This is a genomic window from Rhizobium subbaraonis (genome assembly GCF_900220975.1).
GTDB classification, from domain to species: domain Bacteria; phylum Pseudomonadota; class Alphaproteobacteria; order Rhizobiales; family Rhizobiaceae; genus Mycoplana; species Mycoplana subbaraonis.
The window spans coordinates 290,678-297,483 of the sequence record NZ_OBQD01000008.1 but is presented as its reverse complement, the minus strand read 5'-3'; the positions used below and the strand labels follow the sequence as shown (position 1 = coordinate 297,483).

At 59.8% G+C, this 6,806-nt stretch carries 4 protein-coding genes; 3 read left to right on the top strand and 1 reads right to left on the bottom strand.

All coding sequences use genetic code 11. From position 1 onward, the window contains the following. Window positions 1–173 precede the first annotated feature (173 nt). The 3 genes from CRO48_RS14620 (at window position 174) to CRO48_RS14610 (ending at window position 6,571) form a co-directional block, all read left to right on the top strand. Window positions 174–2,225 (top strand): DUF1156 domain-containing protein, encoded by a 2,052-nt coding sequence (locus CRO48_RS14620; RefSeq protein ID WP_210201993.1) that lies wholly within the window; start codon window positions 174–176, stop codon window positions 2,223–2,225. Between the two features lie 13 nt (window positions 2,226–2,238). Next, complete coding sequence (locus tag CRO48_RS14615; protein ID WP_097140486.1) at window positions 2,239–5,535, top strand: DUF499 domain-containing protein; 3,297 nt, start codon at window positions 2,239–2,241, stop codon at window positions 5,533–5,535. Between the two features lie 142 nt (window positions 5,536–5,677). Continuing rightward, a complete protein-coding gene (locus tag CRO48_RS14610) occupies window positions 5,678–6,571 on the top strand; it encodes a LysR family transcriptional regulator (protein WP_097140484.1) in 894 nt (297 codons plus the stop codon). On the opposite strand, the gene CRO48_RS14605 is transcribed toward CRO48_RS14610, so the two are convergent. Continuing rightward, window positions 6,566–6,805, bottom strand: coding sequence for a DUF2274 domain-containing protein (locus tag CRO48_RS14605; RefSeq protein WP_047167724.1), 240 nt, complete (start codon window positions 6,803–6,805; stop codon window positions 6,566–6,568). The genes CRO48_RS14610 and CRO48_RS14605 overlap by 6 nt on opposite strands. Window position 6,806: the final 1 nt, after the last annotated feature.

Here is a 6,806-nt window from a genome sequence, read left to right as displayed (position 1 = left end):
CGGCCGGTAATTGATTGGAATAGTGGCCGGCTTCAAATCGGAACGGTGGCCGGTAATTAATCGGAATGCCGGCCGGCTTCAGACCGGAATCCGCAGCTTGGATATGGGCGCGCACTGTACCTAGCCCAGACCCTGCTTTTAGCGACGTAAGGGTACCAATAGCGTCGACCTTCATGCTTAGTTCGCGGACCGGCAAAGAGGTCTGGATCGAGCCGCTTGTTGATCGCGTTAACAAAACGATCAAGTATAGCATTCGCAAGGGTGGAACAAAGGCCGAGATCGCTTCGGCGAATGAAGGAACAAAGGCAGGTCGTGGCTCAAACTTTAGATGCCTAATTTCGGACACAGCCATCACATCAGAATACGTGAAGGCACAGGGAAAATCTGGTCAGATTGGCCAGACGTTGATTGCTATCGTTGCAGAAGGACATACTGCTCGAGTGTATGTTGCACCGACAGCAGAACATGAAGCACTTGCGCTGTCTGTAAGGTCTTCGTGGGAGCCTGAAACGAGCCTGCCTGATGATCCGCGAAATTTTTGGACTGTGGAATATGGCCTGACAACATTTGGCAATCTATTCACTGATCGTCAGTTGAATGCGCTCAACACATTCTGCGAACTTGCCAATGAAGTCCGTGCAATTGCTGAACGCGACGCACTTTCTGCGGGAATGCTGGAAGAATCTGCTGGCTTAAACGATTCCGGTACGGGCGCTAAAGCTTATGCGGAGGCGGTTGCGATGTATCTGGCCTTTGCAATTTCTAAGGTCGCTGACCGAGGTTCCTCGATTTGCACTTGGTTTACGGCACGAGACTCAACGCGAAATACCTTTGCTCGGCAGTCAGTCCCTATGACTTGGGATTTTGCGGAGATGAACGTGCTTCTCAATGGAACCGGGACATTGTCCGGTGCAGTTCAGTGGACCTCCAATAGCCTTTCTGGTCTGCACCCCGCATCTTTGGGTCAAGTGATTCAGATGGATGCGCGAGAGGCTGGCGCAAGAATGGCAGGAAAGGTCATTAGCACTGATCCTCCATACTACGATAATATCGGATATGCGGACCTCTCGGATTTCTTTTATGTTTGGCTTCGACGCACCTTGAAGAATGTTTTCCCAGATCTATTGGGGATACTTTCAACGCCAAAGGCCGATGAACTTGTAGCAACGCCCTATCGTCACGGGTCAAAGCAGAATGCTGAGAATTATTTCTTAGATGGGATGAGAAAAGCTATTAGGGCAATGGCTGAAAATGCAGATAGCGGTATGCCGGCGACAATCTACTACGCATTTAAGCAAAGCGAGATTAAGCAAGAGGGAATTAGCTCGACTGGCTGGGCAACATTTTTGCAGGCCGTTGTAGAAGCTGGATTTTCTGTAGTTGGAACTTGGCCGGTTCGAACTGAACTTTCGAATCGCATGATCGCTTCGGGCACCAACGCCCTCGCAAATTCTGTCGTTCTTGTTTGCCGTAGGAAGGCGGATACGGCTGAGGTTATCACCCGTGCCGAGTTTGTCCGGGCACTTAAGCGCGAACTGCCTCCCGCAATCGCTGAGCTTCAAGCTGCCAACATTGCCCCCGCTGATATGCCTCAATCCGCCATCGGCCCCGGAATGGGCGTGTTCTCGCGCTACAAGGCCGTTCTGGAATCCGACGATAGCCCGATGAGTGTGAAGACCGCGCTTCAGCTCATCAACCGCGAACTCGACGAATATCTCGGCGGCATCCAGGGTGAGTTCGACGCTGACACGCGGTTCGCCATCACCTGGTTCGAGCAGAACGGGACTGGCAAGGGGGATTACGGTGTCGCTGACAACCTTGCCCGTGCGCGCGGTATTTCTGTCGAAAGCGTCAAGCACGCCGGGATTGTCGAGAGCGCTGCCGGCAAGGTCCGCATCCTCGCGCGTGATGAACTCGACGAGGATTGGGACCCGGAAGGCGACCGCCACCTGACGGTGTGGGAGTGCCTTCAGCATCTCGTCCGACAGCATGAGAAGGACGGTATTTCCCACGACACCGCCGTCCTGCGCAAGAAGATCAACATTCAGGCCGAGGCCGTGAAGGATCTCGCCTACTGCCTCTACGACATCAGCGCCAACAAGCGGAAAGATGCGAAGGAGGCCACGGCCTACAATGCTCTGATCGCCGACTGGACTGAGCTGACGAGGGCTGCTGCGGCTATCCACGATACGCGCGGCGATCGTCAGATCCGGCTGGATATTTAAGGGGGAACAGAACGTGGCAAAAAGCACTCGCCAATATGTGTTTGAAGGGATGGAGCTGCTGCCTTCGGCGCTGATCCCATTCGTCGAAAAGCGGCTCGAAACCTCGCTCAAGGGGCATTGGCAGGTGCAGGTTCTGGAGAAACTGCCGAGCCTGCGCCCTAACAGCAACGGCGAGGTTGGCTGGGACCAAGCCGCGTTGTTCAACGCGATGGATCGCTTCTGGAGCGAGGCGTTCAAGGCGGTGCTTGGCCGCGCCGAACGCTCGCTGGTCAATGAACTGGGCGATGTCCGCAACAAGCTCTCGCACAACGAGACCTTCACCTACGACGATGCCGAACGCGCGCTCGATTCCATGCGGCGTCTGATGGAAGCGATCAGCGCCGGCGAGACGGCCGAACAGCTCGGCAAGATGCGCGACACCATCCTGCGCACGAAGTTCACCGAGCTTCAGCGCAATGAGGAACGACGGAAAACCCAGCGCCTTGAAATTTCGGTCGAGACCGTGGCGGGACTGTTGCCGTGGCGCGAAGTCGTCGAGCCACACCAGGATGTCGCCACCGGCGAGTTCCAGCAGGCGGAGTTCGCAGCCGACCTTGCCAAGGTGCATTCGGGGAGCGCACCGCCGGAATACCGAGACCCGCGTCAGTTCTACAGCCGTACCTATCTGACGGAGGGCCTGAGCACGCTGTTGGTCGGGGCTGCGAAGCGGCTGTCGGGCAGCGGCGGCGATCCCGTGGTCGAACTGCAAACCAATTTCGGCGGCGGCAAGACGCACTCGATGCTGGCGCTTTATCACATGGCGGGGCCTACGCCGGTGCAAGACCTGTCCGGCCTGGACCAGTTGCTCGAAAAGCAGGGGCTCAGCGTGCCGAAAGGCATTAACCGTGCGGTGCTCGTCGGCACGTCGCGGGGGCCGCAGGACGTGCTCCATGCCGAGGGCGACCGGAAAATCCGCACGACCTGGGGCGAACTCGCCTGGCAGCTCGGCGGCGCCGAGGCTTTCGCCATGGTCGCGGAGAATGACGCCAGCGGCATCGCGCCGGGCTCGAACCTGCTGGAGACGCTTTTCAAGAAATATGCGCCGTGCCTGATCCTGATCGACGAATGGGTCGCCTATCTGCGACAGATCTACAAGGTCGAGGGGCTGCCGTCTGGGTCGTTCGATGCGAACCTGTCCTTCGTCCAGTCGCTGACCGAGGCCGTCAAGGCCAGCCCTGGCACCCTGCTCGTCGCATCCTTGCCGGCCTCACAGATCGAGGTCGGGGGCGAAGGCGGTCAGGAAGCTCTGGCGCGCCTCAAGCAGACCTTCAGCCGCGTGGAATCCTCATGGCGTCCGGCGAGTCAGGAGGAGAGCTATGAAATCGTCCGGCGACGGCTGTTCAAGGACATCCCTGGCGACAAGTTCCATCACCGTGACAACACACTGAAGCAGTTCGCGAAACTCTACCGCGAAAATGCCAACGATTTCCCTCAGGGCTGCGCGGACGAGGACTATCGGCGCAAGCTGGAGAAGGCGTATCCGATCCATCCCGAACTGTTCGACCAGCTCTATACGAGCTGGGGTTCGCTCGAAAAGTTCCAGCGCACCCGCGGCGTGCTGCGCCTGATGGCGCAGGCGATTCACGAGCTATGGATGAACGCCGACCCGTCGGTGATGATCATGCCCGGCAGCGTGGCGGTAAGTTCGCCGCGCGTGGAGCCGGAATTGCTCCACTATCTCGACGTGAGCTGGCAGGCGATCATCGCCGGCGATGTCGATGGCACGACGTCCACGCCCTATAAGGTCGATCAGTCGGCGCCCAACCTGAACCGCTATTCGGCGACGCGGCGCGTCGCGCGCGCGATCTTCATGGGAACCGCGCCAACGGCGCAGCAACAGAACACCGGCCTCGACGACAAGCAGATCAACCTTGGCGTCGTCCAACCGGGCGAGCGTCCGGCGATCTTCGGCGACGCGCTGCGGCGGCTGACCAACCAGGCCAAGTTCATGCACGCCGATCTAGGCCGCTATTGGTACTCGATGTCGGCCAGCCTCAACCGCATTGCCGCGGATAAGGCAGCCCAGATCGAAGCGGCGCTGGTCGATGTGACGATTGACGCTGAACTCGGGAAATATGTGAATGGCCTCGCCGATCGCGGGCATTTCGATGCCGTGCAGGTCGCGCCAGCCTCGTCGGCCGAAGTACCCGATGAAGCCGGTGGTGTTCGCGCCGTCGTGCTGGGTGTCAAATATCCCCACAATGGCCGCGATGGCTCTGACGCGCTGGTCGAGGCCAAGGACATTCTCACGCAGCGCGGCAGCACGCCGCGCGTCTATCGCAACATGCTGGTGTTCATTGCCGCGGAAAGCCGTCAGCTCGACCATCTGAAAGACGCTGTTCGTGCTTCGCTGGCGTGGGGGGAGATCGTCCGCGACACGGAGCGGTTGAACCTTACCCAGAGCGATAGCGCGTTGGCCAAAACGAAACTGGCCGAAGCGAACGAGACGATGAAGACCCGCCTGAAGGAGGCGTGGTGCTATCTCCATTATCCCGCCCAGGAGAGCGCCCAGGCCGATTGGGAGTGGGTATCGGGCAAGATCCCGGCGCAGGATGGTTTGTTGGCGCGGGCCAGCAAGAAGTTGGTGGCCGAGGAGGGCCTGCTCACGGAATTGGGGCCGTCGCGCCTCGACCGCGACCTCCAGAAGTATATCTGGAACGACAAGCCGCGGTTGTCGCTGAAAGATCTGCGCGAATATCTCAACCGCTACATCTACCTGCCGCGCATCAAGGATCAAGGCGTCCTGATCAAGGCTGTGCAGGCTGCCGTGAATGGCATGTTGCCTGGCCCCTTCGCCTATGCAGAGCGATGGGACGAGAAGTCGGACACCTATCTGGGGCTGGCAATCGAGCGCGCGGTAAGCGCCGTGGTCGTGATCGACGGCGATAGCGTCATCGTGAGGCCGGAGGTGGCCGAGGCGCATCGTCCGGCGCCCGTGCAGCCTGGGTCCGGCGACGCTACCCCAGGAACCGGCGGCAGCACGCCGGCGCCCGATGGGCAGCCCGCGGATGACGTGCCCTCGGCTCCGCAACCGGAAAAGAAGCCGACGCGCTTTTCCGGCGCCGTGATGATCTCACCGGAACGTCCGGCCCGAGACATCCATCAGATCGTCGAAGCAATCGTCGAGCAGCTCACCACGCTCCCGGGCAGCCAGGTGAAGATCCGGCTCGAGATTGACGCTGAAGTGCCTGATGGTCTCGATCGCGCCAAGGTTCGGACGCTGGTCGAAAATGCCAATACACTTGGATTCATAGAGAAATCCGTAGAGTGATAGCTGGTCGGCGTTCTCCGGTGTGACCGGGGAACGCCGATGAACTTTGTCGCCACGCTGGGAATCGCTTTGGCAAGCCTCGCAGCGTCTCTGTCAGCCATTCGGGATAAGGGGGCTCCCCGGACGATTTCCAGGTGTGAATATGAACTTTCGACATCTGCGCTATTTCGTGGCGGCTTCCGAACATGGGAGTTTCCGCAAGGCGGGCGTGGCGTTGGGCGTACAGGAGTCCACGATCAGCCGCCGGATACGCGACATGGAAGACGGACTCGGTTCTGCGCTGTTTCACCGTCACAGCGGCGGTGTATGCCTGACCGTTGCCGGACAGCGGCTGTTGTCGAAAGCCCAGAAGGTTCTTCGATACATTAATGAAGGCGCGGAGATCGTGGACGCGGTGGGGCGCGGCGCGGAAGGTCAATTGCGCGTGGGCATCTTCTCGTCCCTGGCCTCGGGGTTCCTGCAAGATCTTCTCCGGACCTTCGCCGCTGAGCACCCCGGCGTGCATGTCGAGGTTGCTGACGGCAATCCCGCGGAGCATGTCGCCGCGATCCGGCAGTTCCGGTTGGACATCGCCTTTCTGACGGGGACATTGGAGTGGCCCCGATGTGAGACCACCTACCTCTGGTCGGAACGTGTTTTCGTGGTGCTGCCGGAAGCACACGCCCTTGCGCGGAAGGAGGAGGTGAAGTGGCATGATCTGGCGCACGAAACCTTCATCGTCAGCGATGTACCGCCGGGCCAGGAAGTCCATGACTATCTGGTCCAGCGGGTCGCCGATCTCGGCCATCACCCGAAGATTCAGGCACAGTTTGTCGGGCGCGACAATCTGCTGACGCTCGTCGCGATCGGCAGCGGACTCACGGTCACGAGCGAAGCGACGACAGCCGCCCATGTGCCGGGCATCTGCTATCGGCCGATCATTGGTGAGGTCCTTCCCTTCAACGGCGTGTGGTCGCCAAAGAACGACAATCCGGCGCTCAGGCGCTTTGTCAGCATGGCGAAGACGATGGCGCGTCGTCAGGGCGTGGATTTATGAACTGGCATCGCCCGCGGGCTTCGCGCGTCGGGCCTTGGCGAACCCGCGATCGGTGGCGATGAAGCGCTCCAGCATCGGTACAATCAGCTGGACGGGATCGCGCACAGGCTGGCCGGTCTGCCTTCCCAGCAGCTCGGCATATGCAGCGAGATCCCGGTGAAGCGATGCGGGCAGTTCCAGCGTGGCCTTCACCGGCTTTTCCTCGGTGATCGGGCCGAGCTTCAATTTCGTCATG

Excerpts from the sequence above, each read along its gene's own strand:
- CRO48_RS14620 (WP_210201993.1), top strand. The coding sequence starts at position 174 with ATGCTTAGTTCGCGGACCGGCAAAGAGGTCTGGATCGAGCCGCTTGTT.
- CRO48_RS14610 (WP_097140484.1), top strand. The coding sequence starts at position 5,678 with ATGAACTTTCGACATCTGCGCTATTTCGTGGCGGCTTCCGAACATGGG.
- CRO48_RS14605 (WP_047167724.1), bottom strand. The coding sequence starts at position 6,805 with ATGACGAAATTGAAGCTCGGCCCGATCACCGAGGAAAAGCCGGTGAAG.